Source organism: Desmonostoc muscorum LEGE 12446 (genome assembly GCF_015207005.2).
Lineage (GTDB): Bacteria > Cyanobacteriota > Cyanobacteriia > Cyanobacteriales > Nostocaceae > Nostoc > Nostoc muscorum.
On sequence record NZ_JADEXS020000001.1, the window covers coordinates 4,045,570 to 4,062,909 of the forward strand.

At 43.3% G+C, this 17,340-nt stretch carries 12 protein-coding genes; 5 read left to right on the forward strand and 7 right to left on the reverse strand.

The features are described from left to right. Positions 1-159 precede the first annotated feature (159 nt). Positions 160-537 (forward strand): response regulator transcription factor, encoded by a 378-nt coding sequence (locus IQ276_RS17375; protein ID WP_190880156.1) that lies wholly within the window; start codon positions 160-162, stop codon positions 535-537. A gap of 600 nt (positions 538-1,137) precedes the next feature. Beyond that, on the forward strand, positions 1,138-2,268 hold the full coding sequence (locus IQ276_RS17380; RefSeq protein ID WP_193913377.1) for an oxygenase MpaB family protein: 1,131 nt from the start codon (positions 1,138-1,140) through the stop codon (positions 2,266-2,268). 397 nt (positions 2,269-2,665) lie between these two features. Here IQ276_RS17380 and IQ276_RS17385 read toward each other — a convergent pair whose 3' ends face one another. Further along, positions 2,666-5,614 carry a sensor histidine kinase gene (locus IQ276_RS17385; RefSeq protein WP_193913379.1) on the reverse strand — a complete coding sequence of 983 codons (2,949 nt, stop codon included), beginning with the start codon at positions 5,612-5,614 and terminating at the stop codon, positions 2,666-2,668. Between the two features lie 137 nt (positions 5,615-5,751). Here IQ276_RS17385 and IQ276_RS17390 point away from each other — a divergent pair, with 137 nt between their 5' ends. After that, on the forward strand, positions 5,752-6,804 hold the full coding sequence (locus IQ276_RS17390; protein WP_193913381.1) for a Rieske 2Fe-2S domain-containing protein: 1,053 nt from the start codon (positions 5,752-5,754) through the stop codon (positions 6,802-6,804). 7 nt (positions 6,805-6,811) lie between these two features. Here the strand turns inward: IQ276_RS17390 and IQ276_RS17395 are convergent, their stop codons facing one another. Further along, positions 6,812-7,489: an SDR family oxidoreductase gene (locus IQ276_RS17395; protein WP_193913383.1), complete on the reverse strand. Its 678-nt coding sequence runs from the start codon at positions 7,487-7,489 to the stop codon at positions 6,812-6,814. 251 nt (positions 7,490-7,740) lie between these two features. Beyond that, a complete protein-coding gene (locus IQ276_RS17400) occupies positions 7,741-8,541 on the reverse strand; it encodes an RMD1 family protein (protein ID WP_193913385.1) in 801 nt (266 codons plus the stop codon). 540 nt (positions 8,542-9,081) lie between these two features. Between IQ276_RS17400 and IQ276_RS17405 the strand changes: the two genes are divergently transcribed. Next, the gene (locus IQ276_RS17405; protein WP_193913387.1) at positions 9,082-10,848 is read left to right on the forward strand and encodes a WD40 repeat domain-containing protein; all 1,767 of its coding nucleotides are present in this window, start codon (positions 9,082-9,084) and stop codon (positions 10,846-10,848) included. A 178-nt stretch (positions 10,849-11,026) separates the two neighbouring features. On the opposite strand, the gene IQ276_RS17410 is transcribed toward IQ276_RS17405, so the two are convergent. The 3 genes from IQ276_RS17410 to IQ276_RS17420 all read right to left on the reverse strand — a co-directional run bounded on the left by IQ276_RS17410 (position 11,027) and on the right by IQ276_RS17420 (position 15,783). Next, the gene (locus IQ276_RS17410) at positions 11,027-13,750 is read right to left on the reverse strand and encodes a type I secretion system permease/ATPase (protein ID WP_193913389.1); all 2,724 of its coding nucleotides are present in this window, start codon (positions 13,748-13,750) and stop codon (positions 11,027-11,029) included. Beyond that, positions 13,699-14,481: a peptidylprolyl isomerase gene (locus tag IQ276_RS17415; protein ID WP_190881628.1), complete on the reverse strand. Its 783-nt coding sequence runs from the start codon at positions 14,479-14,481 to the stop codon at positions 13,699-13,701. Before IQ276_RS17415 ends, IQ276_RS17410 begins: the two co-directional genes overlap by 52 nt. Before the next feature lie 501 nt (positions 14,482-14,982). Then, on the reverse strand, positions 14,983-15,783 hold the full coding sequence (locus IQ276_RS17420) for a TIGR00297 family protein (protein ID WP_193913391.1): 801 nt from the start codon (positions 15,781-15,783) through the stop codon (positions 14,983-14,985). A gap of 441 nt (positions 15,784-16,224) precedes the next feature. Between IQ276_RS17420 and IQ276_RS17425 the strand changes: the two genes are divergently transcribed. Continuing rightward, on the forward strand, positions 16,225-16,656 hold the full coding sequence (locus tag IQ276_RS17425) for a VOC family protein (protein WP_193913393.1): 432 nt from the start codon (positions 16,225-16,227) through the stop codon (positions 16,654-16,656). On the opposite strand, the gene IQ276_RS17430 is transcribed toward IQ276_RS17425, so the two are convergent. Then, the gene (locus IQ276_RS17430) at positions 16,653-17,273 is read right to left on the reverse strand and encodes an esterase/lipase family protein (RefSeq protein WP_190881625.1); all 621 of its coding nucleotides are present in this window, start codon (positions 17,271-17,273) and stop codon (positions 16,653-16,655) included. The two genes, IQ276_RS17425 and IQ276_RS17430, sit on opposite strands and share 4 nt — an antisense overlap. Between the last annotated feature and the right edge of the window lie 67 nt (positions 17,274-17,340).

Below are 17,340 nucleotides of genomic sequence, written 5' to 3' on the forward strand. Positions count from 1 at the left end.
GGGAGTGGGGAGTAGGGAATAGGGAGATGAGGGAGATGAGGGAGATGAGGGGACAAATTCTAACAATTCTTTCCGCTTGTTCCCCATCGTCTTCCTTAAGAGCCTCCCCCCGTCCCCGCGTCTCCGTGTCCTCTTTCCCATACCCCACTCCCCAATCCTATGACCCAAAAAATTCTGATTGTTGACGATGAACCCAATATCTTGATTTTGATGGAACAAGCCCTAGAAAATTTAGAAGACGAAGGGGTGGAACTTTTAACCGCTAGAAATGGTGAAGAAGCTCTCGAAATGATTAAAACTGAAAAGCCAAATCTGGTTTTTCTTGATGTGATGATGCCTAAAATGAATGGTTTAAAAGTCTGCCAGATTGTGAAACACGAGTTACAAATGACTGACATTTACATCATAATTTTGACAGCCAAAGGACAGGAATTTGATAAACAAAAAGGAATTGAGGTTGGTGCAGATTTATATTTGACTAAACCATTTCGCCCCAAAGAAGTACTTGAAAAATCAATGGAGGTGTTGGGATTGTGATCGAGGAAAATTCAGGAGTCAGAATTCTGAATTCTGAATTAATTAGTGATACTAAGTTAGAATGATTACTTATTATTAAAATTTCTCTGTGTCCCTGCATCAGAGCGTCCACCCGTCAATCTTAATCATAAGTCTTCAACCGAACATGACATAACCCTCTTCCATTAACATGAATTCGACGAACCTCTCCCTGCCTTGAACTAAAGTTCAAGTCTGTCCCTCTCCGAGTCGGTGAGGGACAGGTTTTGCGTAGTATAGCAAGGGACTAGGGACTCTTTACTGGGGACTGGTTAACGAGGGAGTAGGGAAGACGGAGTAGGAAAACCCAAGTGAATCAGTTTCTGGAAAACTTTTCGGTCTACTGAAACGATTTTAACCTCTCCCACTGCTCGTTACTTAAGTCTTCTCGGTTGATCGTGACTAGACAGCGATCGCCTTTTTTTATACGATATAACGAGTTTGAAAACACGCACTAGGAATTGCTGATTTCTACCTGAGTGACAACCCACATGGGCTTAGTAACTTGTTCTTTGTTCAATACTTATAAATTTTTCTGCCCACTTAACTTATTTTTCAAAAAAACTACGGAGTTCAAGACCCATGTTATCAAGCCGATGGACCCGCAACACCCTAGACTCGTATCGTGAAATCGGTGATCCGCAAGCCGATTCCGTCATTGAGAATATCTTTGGGCTGAATGAGGTGGACGCTGTAAATAAACTCCTAAAAGACATTCAAAACAACGATGACTTGGTGGCAGTCGAAATGCCTGACGAGCTCGAAGATTTCCTCAATACCACAGATGACTGGCCTTCATGGGCGGATCAGGAGCAGATCCGGCTCGGCCAGCAACTGTTCTCGCGTTATGGTATGCAAATGACGATGGCGTTGTTTTGCTGGTCGTTGCCTTCGTGCTACTCCTGTGCCAAGGGAGCGCAGGTGCTGAGTTTGACACACCGGATCACCAAAAGGGTACATCAACGCCTCATCGAAACCGCGCAGTTTGTCCTCGATGTTATGGCCGATGGTGGGTTGGAGCCAAATGGTCGTGGGGTACGCACGGCTCAAAAGATCCGTCTGCTGCACACCACAATTCGCTACCACATGCGGCAATATCCCCGCTGGCTTGCTGAGTACGGTGTTCCCATTAACCAGGAAGACTTGGCTGGTACGATGCTATCCTTTGCACTCTTACCCCAGGTCTTGACCAAGCTGGGACTGGACTTTACCACGGAGGAAGAGGCCGCGTTCTTTCACTGTTGGTGTGTCATTGGCTGCATAATGGGAATTCAGGAGGACATGCTACCCCGTGATGTCGAGGATGGCAAAGCGTTGTGGGATGCGATACTCGCCCATCATGCAGCTCCGTCAGATGCCGGGCGAGAACTGACTGCTGCGCTGGTTGATTATATGAAGGAACGCGTTCCCGGCAAGATGTTCGATGGTATTGTTCCCACGCTCATCCGCGATCTCTGCGACGAACGGGTGGTTGAAGCGGTTGGTATCGAACGCGCCGATTGGACTCGGCACTTTTTACGTCCGCTGCGCTGGATTTTTGGAGTCACCGACGAGATGCAGGATCGCTCGAAGGTGGCGGCGCGGATCAGCGGCGCATTCTCACGCAGGCTGATTGAGGGACTGCATTACCTCGAGCGGGAAGGACAAAAGACGGAATTCACAATTCCCAAGAGCTTGCAGGATAACTGGGGGCTGAACCTCCGTGAGAAATAATTGCACGTTTGTCAAGACTAAATGGGGGAAAAGCAGCTAGGACACTGTTGGCGAGCGTCAGGAATAGGAGGAATTTCTTCGGGATGTAAGCACATATCGGGTAGCCGCCGAGGTATGTGCAAAATGGGACAGGTTGTAAACAAATGTTACGAAACGTCTTTTAACAATTTACTAACTTGCCCAAAAATGGTGTTGAAGCATTCAAATTATTGCACGCTAAAATCAACTCTTCGCCCTATTAAGTCCCCCAAACTTGCCCATTAATGACCTTTTTTGGTGATGTTTTCACAAGAGAGGAGACGCTCAAATCGGTATTGAAACAACGTAAAATCAAGGGTTTTCAAACATCTGCGTAACATAAATTTACAACTCCTGAATTCTGAATTCTGCTGTATATTTAATAATCACTACCCGCTAAGGGCAAAATCAATCGGCTAACTACGCGATTATCGGGTAATTGATAGAAATTCAACTCTCCTCCTAGTTCCTGCATGAGGTTTTGGCAAATTAGTAGGTGTAAACCTGGTGGTTGGTTGAGGTTAGAGGGGGCAAGAACATCTTTAAGTGTATTTTTATTTAACTCTGTTAGTAGCTGTGGTTCGATCGCCCCGTTGTGTGTAATCGACAGTTCTAGGAATGTCCGATGTTCAGTCCGTATTCTCACAGCAGAATCCTGCCCAAGTTCTGATGGATTTCTTTTGGGATCTGTGGGCTGATGGTCAGTCAAACGGCGACACCAAATGTCAATTCTGCCGCCGATTGGAGAACGGTTACAGGCATTAATCAACAATTCATGGATCACTAATTCAATTTTCATGATATCGCCTGCGATCGCCATTGCAGGTTGAGGGTTGGAGCTAGGAACACCTTTGGGTAATAAACAGCTTTTTGGTGATTCTCCATCCTCAATGGGTTGTCCCAAACCATGTACACCAATCCACAGTTTTTGCTGTTTGAGTAAATTATCGATGCGTTCGAGCGATCGCTTTAATAAACTGGCTATGGGCATAGTTTCCCAACTCTTGTGTAGCTGCCATTGCTCTAGTTTTAGCAATCCACTCATGGAGGTGGCTGTGTGGTCTAACTGCCTGAGTAAAAGCTGGTAGCGCATCTGAGTCAGTTCATTTGTAGGAATGCCTAAATCACGTATTTGACTCAGAGATACGGCTGTTATTCTTTGGATTTCCTCTAGGCGACGGTGTTTGTACCAGTTGAGTTGTCGTAATTCTTCGGTTGTGGACTCTAGAAGTTGGTTAATTTGCTTTTGACGACGCCACCAAGCTAATTGAGAAATCAGAGTTGCTGTGGTATTCAGGCTTTGTTCTGACCAGCGACGCTCTTGAGTGTCTGCCAATAAAACTACACCTGTGGTTTCATGGTCAGTATTAGTACGTAAGGCCATCACGAAAATTTGACCTTTGTCGGCTGTATTTAGCCATTTGCGAGTTTCCCCAGGCAAATCATCTACCTTCAAAGTCAGGTAACTTTCTGTATCTAGTGCCCACTGAATCAGCGCCTCAGTCCGAATGGAAATTGATGCATCGGCAAAAATCCCAAATTGGCTACTGCTAGTTACTCCAGGTATAATTTCTGCCAAATCTTCACCAGGCGACCAGGAAAGTAGTACCGCTAATGGACAGCCGAGAATCGTTGCAATTTGTTCGAGTACTGTCAGTTCTAAGTGTTTTTTTCCGGCTTCGATTTTGCTGTTTTGCGGTTGTGCCAGAATGTTTAGCGATCGCTCAAATGCCTGGGAAATCTTTTGCTGGTGTTGGGTGCGGTTGTGCAATTGCCACTGACGAATAATTACACCAATTTGTTGACTGACAGTCCAAAGCAATTCTTTTTCTGAGGTTGTCCAAGAACGATGGCTTTCATGAGCGATGACTAAAAGTGCTGGTGGTATTTGACCCTGGAGGCATTTACAAATCAGTAGCGATCGCACGCCATTTTCTAACAACAAGGGACGCCAATTAAAAAAGCGTAAATCTTCGTCTAAGTTCTCAATCTCCACCGCTTGATCTGAACGTTGCAAAAGTTGCCCATCTAATTCTTTGAGAGTATCAAAGGCAAATTTTAACGGTCGGCGATTATGGGGCTGACTTTGATAAATAAATTGATAATTATTCTGCTCGGTGTCATGCTGCAATAGCAAAAAGCGGGTAGCACCAAATCGAGCTAAAACTTTCTTAGCACAAATTTGCAAAGTTTCCTGGAGGTCATGTTCGCTATAAATACCTTGGGCTACCTGACTAGTTAGTTGAGCATCTTCTTGGATTTGTTTGATGGTGCTTTCGGTGCTTTCGCTGGGAGCAATCAGGGAAATCAACCCAGCTGCACCTTGGACAAAATTTTTGTCTGTTTCCGTCCAGATGCGGGGTTCATTACTTTCCACCGCCAGAAAACCCAGCAAGTTTTTTTGCCAGATAATTGGAGCAGCTAAGAGCGATCGCACTTTCAACCGTTGCAGCAATTTTGCTGTAAAATGACTTGCTAAGGAACTGCGAGCATCACCAACGGAAACAATTTGGTTCACTGCCAAAGCATAATAAAAATCGCTCAATTCCTGCACCGTCATTCCCGCTGCTGGTCGAGTGTTAGAATTGGGATCGATTTTCACAAGTTGATTGCTCATGCGACACCAAAAATAGCGCCCTTCCCGCTCAAACCAGTAGACATTTGTTCGATTAGGAGAGATAAATTTATGGGTTGCTTGCACCGCTACTTCTAGTTTTTGATTTAAGTTACTGAGGTTGTGTAAATTTTCTAGCAATTCTAATAATGGCTCGTCCGTTCGCTTGGCTTGCTTTTGCTGCAAATGGATTTCATGTTGATAAAGCAGTGCGCCCAGTTCGCCTAAAACCATCATCAAACGTGCTTTTGCTTCCCCTGTCAGCAGGTAGCCCCAGCGTTCTGAACCCAGTAACAGCAAACCTAAACAACGGTCTTTATAGCGAATTGGTATAATGATTGTTCCTTGGATCTGGAATTTTTCTGCAACTTTTCGCCATTCAGCGGCGCGGATTTCAGCCCGCAAATCAGCTACACCCAAGGGATGCTGTTCAATTACTACTTGCTCTAATAAATCCCCAGGACTAATAACAACTTTTTGGTGTAAAAAGCTTGTATCTTTGTGAGGAATGATACCACCTTTACCAAACAAGATGTGATTCAGGCGATCGTAAAGAGCAATCCAAATTAATTTATAGTCAAACTGTTCTTGAAGATAAGAAATAATAATTTCAATCAGAACATCAACATCATCTTCTTCCCTGAGGCTCTGAAGGACACGCCCCAATGAAAGGATCTGCTGTTCAGCGGCTATAGGTTTTTGCGGCTGCCCCATCTGATTTATCGTTTTACATAACTTGTAATATATAAGATGCCCAGAAAAACACTCTGAATCATATCGCCACAAGTATTAAAACAGTTAACAGTAGTCATCAAACAGTTATTAACAGGTCAATAGTGAAATTCAATTCGATGAAAAATAACGATAACTTTTTCTTGCGTAATATTTGGTACTATGCTTTGCCTAGTAATCAGATTAAGCCAGGTATGATGGTTAGCCGCGTTTTGTTGGGAGAACCGGTGCTGTTAATTCGCGATCGCGATGGCAAAGTCTCAGCGATGACCGACATTTGCCCCCATCGTGGTGTACCCCTTAGTTGTGGTAGATTCGATGGACAGGAAGTGGAATGTTGCTACCACGGTTGGCGCTTTAACTCTGGTGGGGGGTGTACTGTCATACCGTCTCTTGTGGAAGATCAGCAGATGGATTTGAGTCGCTTCAATGTCCAATCCTATGCAGTCAGGGAAGCCCAAGGAAATATTTGGATATATATGCCCGATGGCGATCGCCCTGAGCCTCCTGAAATGGAGATTCCGGTGATTCCGGGATTTGATGAGCGATCATCGCCACAGTTTGTACACGTTATGCGCTTCCCCTGTTTTATCGATCATGCAGTGGTGGGTTTAATGGACCCCGCTCATTCACCTTATGTTCATCGAGCTTGGTGGTGGCGAAATGAGCAATTGCATGAAGAAGTGAAGCAATTTGATGCTTCGCCCTACGGCTTTACAATGCGGCGACACAAATTGCCAGCCAATGGGGGGCGATTATATTTGCTGATTGGTGGTGGTGTACCAGAAACAGAGATTTCTTTTCGTTTACCTGGAATCAGAGTCGAAGAAACTACAATTGGCAAGCATAGAGTCGTTAATTTAACGACAGTTACACCCATTTCAGACACAGAAACGGAAGTAACATCTGCTTTTTACTGGACACTTTCTTGGCCAGGCTTTTTTAAGCCACTGCTGCATGTTCTAGCGGAGACTTTCCTTGGTCAAGACCGAACAGTGGTGGAAAAACAGCAAATTGGACTCAAATATAATCCTGTGCTGCGATTAATTAAAGACTCAGACATGCAGGCGCAGTGGTACTACCAGTTGAAGCGAGAATATGCTCGGTCAATTTCAGAAAAACGGGAATTTGTCAACCCTGTTAAAGGTCAGATACTTCGTTGGCGTGCCTAATTGGCGATTAATCCAAATTAAATTCTGCAAATTCTGTTTGCCCAAATAGCATATTTCGGTCTACTGCTGACAAGATTTTACGATCGGCGCCATTGCTATTTAAACAGCGACAAACTAACTGCGCTACATCTGCGCGATTGATGCTACCAATAATGCGCGGATCTTCAGTTAAAACGCCATTTCCTGTTGCTGGTTCTGACTTGAGTCCACCAGGACGGATGATGGTGTAAGTCAGTCCGCTGGCAATTAAGTGTTCTTCGGCTTTGTTTTTCTCAGCTAAAACTGTACCCAGTGCTGCTAAAACCTGAGGAGACAAAGCACTCACACTATTTCCAGCACCAATGGAAGACACAAGAATAAACTTTTGGACTCCAGCTTTCACTGCTGCGTCAATCAGATTTTTATTCCCGGGGTAATCTGGTCTTTCTGTGTCTGTTGGTAAACCGCCAATTGTACTGATAATAGTGTCAATAGGTTCATCTGCTAATATTGCACGTTCTACATCGCCAACATTTAAGGCATCTCCCTGAACTATTTGAATACCGATTTTTTCTAGTTCACTAGCAACTGTTACTGTTCTCAGGAGTGCTTTTACCTTTAGCTGTTGCGCCCTCAAGTATTGGGCAATTTCCCAACCAACACCGCGACTTGCGCCAGCCAGAAAAATGTAAGATGCACTTGTCATAGTATTAACTATTTATGTTCAAGGGATTTTATCACAAGATTGGCAGTAATAATTGGGGGTAGATCGCAGTTCCATAAAATCCAATACAGTTCAGTTAAGCATTTCTTTCTTCTCTTCCTTCTTTTACTTTGCGTCCTTTGCGTCCTTTGCGGTTCGTTAAAAAATTGACTTTAACAAAGAGTTTTAGCCTTAACTGAATCGTATTGCCATAAAATCTAGCTAGTTCTGCTCAAGTGTAGACCTACTAAGCGTTAGCCTTTAAAAATGATGTCGTACAGCGACAGCAGAATTTCCACCACAATAAGAATTACCACATACCACTCTACTCGCTGGCTACTGCTATGCTGCATGAACTCCAGCACAATTTGTGCAGTTTGGGAAATTAGCTCTAGTTTTCGTTCTAAGGCATTGTGACGCTCACGGATTTCGTATTCATCCTCCAACCGCAGATATAAGTTTTCTAGCTGTGGGGACTCCCACAGCAACTCTGGCTTATCAATAATCTCTACTCGACCTACAATTTTATGTTGAACTAACAGAGTAGTCCCAAGTTGACGCAATAATTCCCGACTCTTGCGTTTACTCCTGTTGTCACTCTGGAGACTAGCTGCAAACGGTTCAATTTGATCGAATACAGTTGCTAGACTCGTTTCATAATGAGACAAAACAACACTTTTAGCAAGAATATCAGCCACTATCTGTAAACGCTCTACACTAAATTCATGCAGTAAAATTTTTCCTTCCTTAACTCGCTCACTTTCGACAATATTGAGATGAACTTCTACTTCTTCTGTTTCCGGCTCAGTAAAAGAATCACTAACTTGAGGGGATAGTTTGGTCAAAAAGGCTACTTTTTCTCCAGGCTCAAGGTTAAACAGAACAACTGCACCATAGCCCAGCAGCACCGCACAGCCGTGTTCACCTACTGTAACCATGACTGGCATAGTCGCCAAGCAAACGTAATTTTCCAATTTCTGTAGGTTAATCTTCTTACCAAGGAATAGGGCTTGCGCTCTAAAGCGATCTTTGTCATCAAAAAGAAGTTTTTGCATTGTCGCCCTATACTATGTTTTGTCTATTAATCTGTGGGGATAGCGATCGCTCCGGGTATGTTGGAGACGGCTGCAATCTTACAATAGCAATAAACTTATCCGCCACTGCTGGAGCTGGGCTTGTATTCCGGCAACTACTTGCAGCCAACTACAGCTACAAACATTTGAGTATTTGCTCTTTAGAGAAAAAGTTTTTGCTTTACTGATTAATAATTGTTTGAGTATTAGTCTCTATCTCAGCACTAAAGTGTTTACTACGAACTTTTTTAACCTGGGTTCATCAGGTTTGGCTGACTGCTAGAACTGTTTCCCTAGAGACAGTATCTTGTTTTCCATGTCCGTTAGAATTAGTTGATAACATCTAAATTCTATGTAGCTCAGCTACATCTGTTCATGAAATGTCTCAGTGCTATACATATGCTCATACTTGTGTTTTATTAGACTACTAAAATTACTGAATTTTTAATTAACTCAAAATTATAGACTTGTGTAATTCAATTGGTATAGCTTACCTTAGGTATGCAATAGTGCGCCCCTCTAATGCAGATGGATTGGATTAGCTTACTCAAAGCTCAACAAAGTGACTTCCTTCAACGTGTGAAAAAACCCAAAACTTACGATTTGTCTTTGCTCGAAAGTCAAGTCAAAGGTTGCCACACAGAAATTATGGCATTTTGGGGCGAGGCATTGGCAAAGCTCCTAGAGCTTTCCCGCGAACAAGCGGAAGTTCTCGCCAAAAATCCGCCGCCCATGCCCCCTGAATATCCGGAACCACCGGATTGGACGATACCTTTTCCCAAATATTTCCAGCAACAAGCCCAAGATTATCTTTTACGGGAAAAAATTGTCGATCGCATCATCACTGAACGTCTAGGCAAGTTGCTCAAAAAAATCCCCCAAGACACTTTAGAAAGCATCACTTTAGATGATGAAGGAAATTTATCTGGTCAAAGCAAATTTAGTTATGTACTCAAAGATAATCCCCAACTAGGTGTTCAAATTTACGTTGCCGATGGCGAAAGTTTTAATGGTATTAAGAAAGACAAAATTAGATGGACGGTGACTCAAGAAGATTTGAGAAATCACCAAGTATTAATTTTTCTTTGTTTGTTTTATCCATCCACAGGTAAATTAGGTTACGAAAAACAGAGTATACTAACAGGCTTTTTACCTACAAATCAACTGGAAATCACTGAACCGAAACTATATATTACTCCCAGTAATTTGTTATATGCGGGGGGATTGAGTTGGTATTTAGAATCACTTATTGGCAAAAAAGAGACATCGCCAATAATTAATGAGAGGACGATAGAGACAATACAAACTCTACCACCAGAGCATTCTCTGAAAAAAGTAGTAGGTGACTGGGAATGCTGGCAAACTTTGCAAGGGCATAACAGAGGAATTAATTGCTTGGCTTTTAGTTCCGGGTGTAATAATGGCAACACCTTACCCATATTGGCAAGTGGTAGTCGTGGTGAGACAAAGCTATGGGATTTAAGCAAAGGTGAATTAATAGATACATTGTCAGAGTATCCTTGGGTGATATCTGGGCTAGTGGATGAAGTGAATTCCCTAGCTTTTAGTTCAGATGGACAGACTTTGGTGAGTTGTGGTGCAGACTCGACAATTAAACTTTGGCACGTGGGCGCTTTAGACTTAATAGATATCCTGCACAAACATCATGGCGTGGTGCGGTGCGCTGCGTTCACCCCAGATGGGAGAATGTTAGCCACTGGCGGAGATGACAGAAAAATTCTGTTTTGGGATTTGATTCACCGTCAGGTAGCGATCGCCCTTTCTTTAGATGATACAGCTGCTCATTCCCTAGTTTTGAGTCGAGACGGGCAAACAGTGGTCACAGGTAGCTATCGCAAAATCAAAGTTTGGCGCATTTCACCCCAGACAGGAATCAAAAGTTTAAAAGACACACAACCGCTGCATACCCTCATGGGTCATTCTCACATCGTTTGTTCCTTGGCAATCAGTACAGATGGTAAACTGCTTGTGAGTGGTAGCTGGGATCAAACGATTAAAATTTGGCAATTAGAGACTGGGGAATTACTTCATACCTTAAAAGGACATAGAGATAGAGTCTATGCGATCGCCTTAAGTCCCGATGAACAAATTATCGCCAGCGGTAGTGCCGATCAAACCATCAAATTATGGCATCTGCAAACCGGAGAATTGCTAGGTACTTTTACAGGCCATGGAAATATAGTTACAGCATTAGCCTTCACAGCTTCCGGCGAGATGTTGGTTAGCGGAAGTTTAGATAAGACAATTAAAATTTGGCAACGCAGTTAGTCAACTTAACCCTGGGCGAATGGAATTCGGGGCTACACAAGCAAAGTCCGCCTACCTTGTCCTAACAGAAAATTAAGGGTTTTGAAACCTGCGTAGGCAGGTAAAGTTTAGTGTAGACGCGGTTTCTAACCGCCCGTTGTGCGTTAAGTTGACACCAATGCACAGCTGTGCGCCCCTACTATATATTTGCTTGCTGCCGTTGATATAGTGACCAGTACAAACCTTTTTGTTGCAATAACTGTGAGTGAGTACCACGTTCGGCAATCACGCCTTGCTCTAACACCAAAATTAAGTCGGCACGTTTGAGGGGAGCAAAGCGGTGAGCAATGAGAAAGACGGTACGGTTAGCGGAAACTTTTTGCAGGTTTTGTAGTACTTGTTGTTCAGTTTCACTATCCAAAGCGCTGGTAGCTTCATCCAAAACTAAAATCGGTGCTTGGGAAAGAAATAACCTTGCTAGGGCAATGCGTTGTCTCTGCCCACCGGATAAAGCGGTGCCGCGTTCACCCACATTGGTTTCGTAACCGTAGGGTAGTTGACTGATGAAGTCGTGGGCTACGGCTAGTCTTGCTGCTTCTACCACTTGCTCTGCACTAATGTCGGGATTGCCGAGAGTGATATTTTCCAAAATAGAACCGTTAAATAAAAAGTCTTCTTGGAGAACTACACTAATTTGTTGCCGCAGTGATGCTAAGTCGGCACTTTTAATATCAAAACCATCAATCAGGATGCGTCCTGATTCAATTTGATAGAGGCGTTGCAATAGTTTAGAAAGTGTACTTTTACCGGAACCGCTGCGTCCGACAATGCCAACAAATTGTCCTGGTTCGGCATCGAAAGATATTCCTCGCAGAACTGCTTCAAAATTCGGTCGGTAGCGGAAAAATACTTGCTCGAAGGTGACTTGACCTTTCAGGGGTGGTAAAACTAACCCAGTTCCCTGTTCGGCTTCTGGAGAGACGTTGAGTATATCACCAATGCGGTCTACGGAAAGTAGGACTTGTTGGAGGGTTTGCCACAATTGTACTAGGCGCAAAAGTGGGCCTGTGACTCTACCGGACAACATCTGAAAGGCGACAAGCTGTCCGACTGTGAGCTTTTGTTCGATGACTAACTTGGCTCCAAACCAGAGAATCAGCATGGTGGAAAAATTGGTGAGAAAGTCACCAATATTGCTGCTGATGTTGGAGGTGGTAGAGGCTTTAAAACCTGTGCGGATGAAGCGAGCAAATAAGCCTTCCCAGCGATCGCGTGCTACTGGTTCAGCTGCATGGGCTTTAACGGAGTGAATTCCGGTGATTGTCTCGACTAAAAACGATTGACTATCAGCGGAACGGTTAAAAGTTTCGTTGAGCCAGTTACGCAGAATTGGTGTTGCAACTATGGTCAATGTAGCAAACAGGGGCAATACTGCTAACGCTACAAAGGTAAGGGGGACATTATAATAAAACATCAATGCCAGGTAAACCACAGCAAAGATGCTATCTAGAATCACAGTTAATGCTGTGCCTGTAAGAAATTGCCGGATTTGTTCGAGTTCTTGGACTCGTGCTACTGTGTCTCCCACACGCCGTGACTCAAAATAAGCCAAAGGCAAACGCATCAGATGGCGAAACAGCTGTGCTGATAAACTCAAATCCAGACGCCGAGCTGTGTGAGTAAAGATAAATAAGCGCAGAATGCCGAGTATGGACTCAAATACGGCGACAAAAAGCAGAGCGATCGCCATGACATCAAGAGTCGGCAAACTCTCCTGCACCATCACTTTATCAATCACAACTTGGGTAATCAGTGGTGTTGTTAACCCTAAAAGCTGCAAGGTAAAAGATGCTAGCAAGACTTCGCCTAGCAATCCCTTATATTTCCAAACTGCTGGGGTAAACCAACTGAGGTTAAATTGTTCTTGCTGGGATACGAGTTCTACTTGCCAGAGTTGTCCATCCCAAGATGCCTCGACTACTGATTGGGGCAAACTTTCACAAGCACAATCGGGATTTAGAGGATTAGCGACGATGGCGCGATCGCCTCTAATTCCATAGACTACCACCCAGGAGGGACTCTGGGGTAAGTCGGAATTCCACAACAATAAAGCTGGAAACGATATTTGCCGCAAGTCACCCCAACTGACTTGCAACCGCCGCAACACTAAACCCATTTTTTCTGCTGCTTCCACAACATGTTTTGGGCGTTGTCCTCGGAGTTGGCGTTGCACCCATTCCAGTTGCACAGAGTTTTCTAATTGTTGCGCCACCATCGTTAAACATGCAGCAGCAGTGTTCCAACTCGCAACAAAAGGATAATTGGGAACGATGAGATTGGCGGCTGGGAGTCCTTTTTGGGGTTGGAGGGGAGTCCCTTCGGAAGGGGGGGGTAGTGGAGCTGTGGAAGAAAAGGAAAATGTCTCTTTTTCTGGTTCCCTCTCCACTGGTAAGGCTTGTAAAAACTCCTGAATTTGTGGGTGAGAAAATTCTGCCCACAGTGTTGTCTCCCAACACAGTACTATCACTTCTTTACTAGCAGCTACGGCTTTAAAATCCCCAGGCAGCTTTTGTAAGTCGCCAAACCAATCCCCTGCATCGAGGGCGGCTATGGGTTTGCCAACGCGTTCTTGAGATCGCCCGTTAGATGGGTTTGCCCCGCCATCTCGCAAACGCACTTTACCAGCCACAATGAAGAATTGGTAACCACCGATATCGCTTGACCAGATTTTATCTCCCAGACGATACTGACGGGCTTGGGATTCATCTTGCAATCGGGATTGTTGTTCGGGAGTCAACCAACATAGGGGTGGTTGATTCCAAGGTAAAGAAGCTAGCACTTCTAATCGTAGAGATTCATTATCCAGAATTTTTAACTCACTTGTAATTTGACTGTCAGTTTTTGAATTTTCTCTGCTAGCCATTTCTCAAACAATTCATTTTGTAGTGCTTGCTTTAGTTGAGTATCTTCTAAAGATGCTGGCAGAAATTGTTCTACTCGAAACAAACCATAAGGTACTTCTCCTTGGAAGGAGGTTCCGCCAGCCATTTCTATTGGTCCTACTACTTGTCCCGGACTTGCGATATCAATAGCTGCCCGTAGTGCGTCCGGCAGACTTCCTCGGCTAATTAGTCCCATCATGCCGTTCACAACTCGGTCATCTGCAAGTGAATACTCTTTAGCTAGTTGCTCAAAGCTGCCTCCTTCTTCAATTTGGATTTGTAATTCGTCTGCCAGTTCCCGATTATCAACAACAATTCGAGAAAGTACCACCCGGTCTAAAAAAATCTTCCGTTCAATAAAATATTCTGGAAGTTTTGGTTCTGTGACTACAGCTTTGAGTTTTTCTAGCTTGTAACCAAAAGTAACGGATGTATGAAAGGCTGTGTAATCAGTGTTATTCCTCTTTAACCATTCTTGAAAACTTTGGGGATCAGTCAATTGATTGTTTAGTCTAAAATCAATAATTGCTTGTTCAGTTATTGCTGTGCCAATCTCTATATCATTTCGGTTTCGTATTTCTTGCTCAATTACGTACTGGCGGAGAATATCCCCAATAAATTGTCCTAATTTTCCAGAGGCTTGGAGGTATTTTACTGCTTCCTCAATAGAAATAGGTTGGTCATCGACTGTCAAAAATGATAAAGATTCCATGAACTAATTATGTAAAAATGGTTAAGCACTGGTAGAGCTTTTAAATTAAATCATATAGAAATCATGCTCTCATTGATGGATTATTCTGATAAAGATTTCATAAACTAATTACGTGAAAATGGTCAACAAGAGGCAGAGAGGCAGAGGGGATGGGGAGTAGAGGTGAATACCTCTTGGGTCAAAAAAATATATAACTGCTAATTGAAGAGGAGAGGCTCTGATGCTCTAACGCTCCAAGGTGAGGAATTGATCGGAAATTCTCTTTGCCTCAGAACGCCTTCTTGATAAGATAGTTTTTCATGATTAGTTATACGCTCTTGGAAAGACAGAACAGGATTGAAAATCTCAGCGATCGCCCAGAAGCTAGCAAAAGCTAATTGCATGGAAAAATGCTGTCTGAATTTCAGCAAATAATCGGCTAACTAAGTAAAATCAACTAAAAGAGGTTAAAAATAATTCATTGCTTATTTTGTGGGCTAGTTGCTTCAATTTGCCAATGCCCTATGCCCCATACCCTATACTCCATACCCAGGCAAATATCACAGCTGCGATCGCACCGATTAATGTATTAAAAATATTTACCACTTCATTGGTCAGCCAGGCATATTTCGATTGCAGTGTTGCCCCAATTACACTTTCTAAGTTGGTGGCAATAAATGCTGCCAGCACACACCAAACTATGCCCAATATATCAATTAAACCAACTCCCCAACCAACGAGTGCGATCGCCACCGAACCCACAACACCAGCTAAAGTCCCCTCTAAGCTGATTGCTCCTTCGGTGCCACGGGGTACTGGTTGAAGGGTGGTAATGAGAAAGGTGCTTTTACCGTATGCTTTCCCAACTTCACTGGCAGTGGTGTCAGCAAGTTTGGTACTGAAACTGGCTACATAGCCTAACAATAATAGGGATTGGGGGCTGGGGACTAGGGATTGGGGACTAGGTACAAGAACTCCCCAATTGAGTAGCCCTACTCCCAAGGCACACAACGCCCCAGTCAAAGCCGAACCCCAGACGTTTTCTGGGCCTCTTGCACCAGAACGCTTTTCGGCAATTCCTTCGGCTTCCTTCTGTGCCATACCGATGCGGGTAACGCCAGAACCCACTAAAAAATAGAACATTACCACTGCGTAACCTTGCCAGCCTAAAGTTCCCCAAATTAGTATGGCCAGTAACCAGGCGTGGAATAATCCAGCTGGGGTAAGCAGTTTTTTAGGAGCAATACCAGCTAAACCCAATAAAATTGTGTTTAATCCTACTCCCACCAGCCAGGGATTTACAGAATTAATTAAGGGTGACATCAGTAATTAATCAAGAGTGATTTGATCTTAGATATCAACAGAATAACGAATTTACGACGCTTATTGCTTAATTTATGACAACTTTTCCGACAAAGTAATATGCTTGTATTATTTTATGAATAACATAGGCATCGCTCTCAAAACTCGACGTAGAAATGCAGACAATCTTCTACACATACACTGCAAGATTGATTAAAAAACTTTTTCTTTAGCAAGATTCACTGTTTATCTTGTGGGATGAGCATCTGCCCGAATTTGGCCAAGTAAAATGCCGATGCCACAAGATAAATAATTAAATGATACTCAGTGTGCTATCTTGGCCATACTATGATCGAGGATATCGGTTAATGTCAATTAAAACTGTGTTCTAGTTAAGCACAATTAAGACTTTACCGCATAAATTGTAGATAGCATCAACTATTAGTTTTTTGCATACAAGCTATGAGCCAAACTTTATTTCATCTTGCTTTCCCTGTGACTGACATTGCCCAGACAAAAACATATTATGTAGATGGTTTGGGCTGTATTCCCGGTCGTGAAAATCGTCACGCCTTAATTCTTAATCTCTACGGTCATCAACTAGTAGCTCATGTGACCAAAGAACCTTTGATACCCCAACAGACTATCTATCCCAGACATTTTGGACTAATTTTTACCCAAGAACGTGACTGGCAAGACTTACTAGAAAGGGCACAACAGCAACAGCTACTTTTTCGTGAAGAAACTAAAAATCGCTTTGTTGGTTCTCCTCTTGAACATCGTACTTTCTTTTTAGAAGATCCCTTTTATAACTTAATGGAGTTCAAGTATTATCGTTACCCAGAGGCGATTTTTGGAGGTTACGAACATACACAAATTGGAGATAGAATTTAAGAATTCTGAATTGAGTTAATCGGCTGTGCCAATATTTGTGATATGACTGCTAAAGTCTTGGAGTTAGTCAACATCCAAGGGTGAAGAACAACTGGCACAACCATTTCTTTTGCCGCCAGCATTTGTGAACTTTTCGCTGGTACGATCATTAAATCATAAGGCGTCCAGATAGATGTAAAGTTTAGCTGCTTTAACATATCAGCATCAGAATTCAAATCTTGGAGAAAAACGCTGTTGGGACGCATTTGTACGCAACCAGGACGCTGGGAAGCATAAGCAACCACAGTTCCATTATGCGGTGAAGAAATCGTGATAAATCGCTGTACGCGCTTAATTCCTCCCAGCCGCTGGACATAGTAACGGCTGACAATTCCTCCCATACTGAAGCCTACCAAATCTAGTGGTTGTTCTGATGCAAAGTTAGTCGTGACATAATTGGCTACCTGGTTTGCCAATTCATCAAGACCCAAATCGCCATTATTGGGCACTAAATTCAGGGCATGTACAGACCAACCTTGTTGTATTAGATAGGCCCTCATTTTTCGGAAAACTATCTCTGTGTCGCCAATGCCGTGTATTAATAAAACCGGATTGCGCTGCTGATTTTTAATATCCATTGACAAAATCTAGCTGAATTAAGGGTTAAGTTTCACCAAATTTTAGATTTTAAATTTTGGAAAATGG

Bases quoted from the DNA above. Each gene is read 5' to 3' on its own strand.
- IQ276_RS17375 (WP_190880156.1), top strand. From the start codon at position 160: ATGACCCAAAAAATTCTGATTGTTGACGATGAACCCAATATCTTGATT.
- IQ276_RS17380 (WP_193913377.1), top strand. From the start codon at position 1,138: ATGTTATCAAGCCGATGGACCCGCAACACCCTAGACTCGTATCGTGAA.
- IQ276_RS17385 (WP_193913379.1), bottom strand. From the start codon at position 5,614: ATGGGGCAGCCGCAAAAACCTATAGCCGCTGAACAGCAGATCCTTTCA.
- IQ276_RS17390 (WP_193913381.1), top strand. From the start codon at position 5,752: ATGAAAAATAACGATAACTTTTTCTTGCGTAATATTTGGTACTATGCT.
- IQ276_RS17395 (WP_193913383.1), bottom strand. From the start codon at position 7,489: ATGACAAGTGCATCTTACATTTTTCTGGCTGGCGCAAGTCGCGGTGTT.
- IQ276_RS17400 (WP_193913385.1), bottom strand. From the start codon at position 8,541: ATGCAAAAACTTCTTTTTGATGACAAAGATCGCTTTAGAGCGCAAGCC.
- IQ276_RS17405 (WP_193913387.1), top strand. From the start codon at position 9,082: ATGCAGATGGATTGGATTAGCTTACTCAAAGCTCAACAAAGTGACTTC.
- IQ276_RS17410 (WP_193913389.1), bottom strand. From the start codon at position 13,750: ATGGCTAGCAGAGAAAATTCAAAAACTGACAGTCAAATTACAAGTGAG.
- IQ276_RS17415 (WP_190881628.1), bottom strand. From the start codon at position 14,481: ATGGAATCTTTATCATTTTTGACAGTCGATGACCAACCTATTTCTATT.
- IQ276_RS17420 (WP_193913391.1), bottom strand. From the start codon at position 15,783: ATGTCACCCTTAATTAATTCTGTAAATCCCTGGCTGGTGGGAGTAGGA.
- IQ276_RS17425 (WP_193913393.1), top strand. From the start codon at position 16,225: ATGAGCCAAACTTTATTTCATCTTGCTTTCCCTGTGACTGACATTGCC.
- IQ276_RS17430 (WP_190881625.1), bottom strand. From the start codon at position 17,273: ATGGATATTAAAAATCAGCAGCGCAATCCGGTTTTATTAATACACGGC.